We start from the raw sequence: 245 nt of genomic DNA on the forward strand, positions 1-245 counted from the left end.
CCAAACGGAAGCGGTAAAAGTAATGTGACCGAAGCAGTCAGATGGGTAATTGGAGAGCAGTCTGCGAAATCACTGAGTGGAGCAAAAATGTAAGATATCATCTTTTCGGGAAGTGACACGAGGAAAGCGTTGAATTTTGCGGAAGAATCATTGACCCTTGATAACGAGACCAATACCCTGCCGATTGACTTTCATGAAGTCAGTGTGACAAGACGTTTAAATCGATCGGGAGAAAGTGAATTTTT

Annotated in this window: 1 pseudogene; it reads left to right on the top strand. The window is 42.9% G+C overall.

Annotated features, from left to right (window positions below):
- Positions 1-245 (top strand): annotated as a pseudogene (locus tag ACYP5M_RS26665) (hypothetical protein); the annotation flags it as partial.

Source organism: Peribacillus sp. N1 (assembly GCF_054600815.1).